Genomic DNA, 2,784 nt, shown 5'->3' on the forward strand with positions numbered 1-2,784 from the left:
TTTCTTGGCGTGCTCCTTTTTTTTTTATACCGCGTCGGGCGGGGCGTCGCGCCCCCCGCCCCGTGTGTTGGCACAACCATGGACCGCCCCCCCCCACTACCAAAGCGGGGCCCCGCGAAGGCGCTGAGATCGAGCGGATCAGCGCAGGATCTGGCGGGACATCACCAGACGCTGGATCTGGTTGGTGCCCTCGTAGATCTGGGTGATCTTGGCGTCGCGCATCATGCGCTCGACCGGGAAGTCGGTGGTGTAGCCGGCGCCACCGAAGAGCTGGACGGCGTTGGTGGTGACTTCCATGGCCACGTCGGAGGCGAAGCACTTGGCGGCGGCGGAGATGAAGCCGAGGTTCTTCTCGCCGCGCTCGGCGCGGGCCGCGGAGGTGTAGACCATGAGGCGGGCGGCCTCGACCTTCATCGCCATGTCGGCGAGCATGAACTGGGTGTTCTGGAAGTCCGCGATGGCCTTGCCGAACTGCTTGCGGTCCTTGGTGTAGGCGATCGCGGCGTCGAGCGCACCCTGGGCCAGGCCGACGGCCTGTGCGCCGATGGTCGGGCGGGTGTGGTCGAGGGTCTGCAGCGCGGTCTTGAAGCCGGTGCCGGGCTCGCCGACGATGCGGTCGCCGGGGATGCGGCAGTTCTCGAAGTACAGCTCGGCGGTGGGCGAACCCTTGATGCCCAGCTTGTGCTCGAGCGGGCCGACGACGAAGCCCTCGTCGTCCTTGTGGACCATGAACGAGGAGATTACTTTGGAGCCCGTATAGGCGTAGGGAAAAGAAATAAATGTGTACCACTCGGAGCGGCCGCCGTTGGTGATCCAGCACTTGGAGCCGTTGAGGATCCAGTCGTCGCCGTCGGCCTTGGCGCGGGTACGCATGGCCGCGGCGTCGGAACCGGCCTCACGCTCGGACAGCGCGTAGGAGGCCATCTTGCCGTTCACCAGGTCACCGAGGACCTTGTGCTTGAGCTCCTCGGAGCCGTTGAGGATCAGGCCCATGGTGCCGAGCTTGTTGACGGCGGGGATCAGCGAGGAGGAACCGCAGACGCGGGCGACTTCCTCGATCACGATGCAGGTGGCGACCGAGTCGGCGCCCTGGCCGCCGTAGGCCTCGGGCACGTGCACGGCGTTGAAGCCGGCGGCGTTGAGGGCGGTCAGCGCCTCCTCGGGGAAGCGGGCGTTGCCGTCGACGTCCTTGGCGTAGGGAGCGATTTCCTTCTCGGCGAGGCCGCGGATGGCCGCACGGAGCTCATCGTGGAAGTCCTCGAGCTGGAACAGGTTGAAATCCGGGTTTCCCGCCATCGGGCACACTCCTGGTCGTGGTGGTGATCGCTGCGGTCAACAGCGTGTCTTGCATCGGCACCGAGTGCCAGTTCGACTTGGATTATACGCCCGGCACTCTATCGCTACATGGGGATATACCGGTGGCACTCAGTGTCACCTCATGCTCCAGCCGCCGAAGCGGCGCTCACAGGTTACCGAGCTGGGCGGTGATCAGGTCGGCCACCTTGCGCGGCGGCATGTCTCGCGGGAAGACCGCGAGAACCAGCTCCTCGCGGGGCGCGGGCTCCTGTCGGCCACGTGGGATCAGGGCCAGTTCGGTGCGCAGATCGGTGACGGCGGCCGCCGACTCGCCACGCACCATCCGGCGCAGCAGATAGTTGTGTGTCGCGGTGACCGCCGCGGTGAACTGCACGCGCGCCAGGTCCGGCACGTCGGGCAACTGCTCGCGCAGGAAGTCGGTGAACAGGCGCTCGTACCGGAACACCGTCACGATCTCGCGCTCCCGCAACGCGGGCACCCGCCGCACCACCTGATATCGGCGCGCGGCGATGTCACGCCACTGCGTGAACCGCTCGAACACCCCGATCACGGCCTCGCACACCGCATCCCATGGATCGCCCTCGGCCCGCGCCAGCGAATCCTCGGCCAGGGCGAGCTGGAATTCGTGATCGGCGAAGATCACGTCTTCCTTGGACCGGAACTGCCGGAAGAAGGTCCGCCGGGAAATCCCCGCCGCCACCGCGATCTCGTCCACCGTCGTCGCCTCGTACCCCCGCTCGGCGAACAACCGCAACGCCTGATCCACCACCGTGAGCCGGAACTGCGCCGCATCGTCGTGTGCCACCCGACCACCGTAGTCACCGGCCACGACAGGTCCCGACCGGGTTCTAGCCCAGCAGCTTGGTGCGCAGGGCGGCGTCCTTGTCGAGGACCATCTGCTCGAGGCCGGCCTGGAACTGCTCCATGCGGGTGCGCAGCGCCGCGTCATGGGCGGCGAGGATGCGGACGGCCAGGAGGCCCGCGTTGCGGGCGCCGCCGATGGAGACGGTGGCTACCGGGACGCCTGCGGGCATCTGGACGATCGAGAGCAGGGAGTCCATGCCGTCGAGGTACTTGAGGGGGACGGGGACGCCGATGACCGGGAGCGGGGTGGCCGAGGCGACCATGCCGGGGAGGTGGGCGGCGCCGCCCGCGCCGGCGATGATGACCTGGAGGCCGCGGCCCGCGGCGTCCCTGGCGTAATCGAGCATGCGCTGGGGGGTGCGGTGCGCGGAGACGACGCCGACCTCGAAGCGGATGCCGAACTCGGCCAGTGCCTCGGCGGCGGCCTCCATCGTCGGCCAGTCGGAATCGCTGCCCATGATCAGGCCGACCTGGGGTCCGGTGGTGGTCACATGCGCTCCTGTGTTGTCGGCGGCTGGCGCCGCGGGTTTTCGGCCTCGTGACCTCGCATCCGAGGGGGGGAAATACCCCCTGGGCGGTCCGAGTCGCCCCCCCGCTTCGCTG

3 protein-coding genes are annotated in these 2,784 nt (G+C 68.1%); all 3 read right to left on the reverse strand.

What is annotated here, in order from left to right:
- Positions 1-138 precede the first annotated feature (138 nt).
- Entirely contained in the window at positions 139-1,296 is a 1,158-nt protein-coding gene (locus ACFWPJ_RS18225) for an acyl-CoA dehydrogenase family protein (protein ID WP_378852779.1), read from the reverse strand.
- Positions 1,297-1,462: 166 nt separating this feature from the next.
- The gene (locus ACFWPJ_RS18230; RefSeq protein WP_378852781.1) at positions 1,463-2,122 is read right to left on the reverse strand and encodes a TetR family transcriptional regulator; all 660 of its coding nucleotides are present in this window, start codon (positions 2,120-2,122) and stop codon (positions 1,463-1,465) included.
- A 43-nt stretch (positions 2,123-2,165) separates the two neighbouring features.
- On the reverse strand, positions 2,166-2,672 hold the full coding sequence (purE, locus tag ACFWPJ_RS18235; RefSeq protein WP_378852783.1) for a 5-(carboxyamino)imidazole ribonucleotide mutase: 507 nt from the start codon (positions 2,670-2,672) through the stop codon (positions 2,166-2,168).
- Positions 2,673-2,784: the final 112 nt, after the last annotated feature.

The organism is Nocardia sp. NPDC058497, from assembly GCF_042720195.1.
In the GTDB taxonomy this organism is placed as follows: Bacteria; Actinomycetota; Actinomycetes; order Mycobacteriales; family Mycobacteriaceae; genus Nocardia.

Bases quoted from the DNA above. Each gene is read 5' to 3' on its own strand.
- ACFWPJ_RS18225 (WP_378852779.1), bottom strand. From the start codon at position 1,296: ATGGCGGGAAACCCGGATTTCAACCTGTTCCAGCTCGAGGACTTCCAC.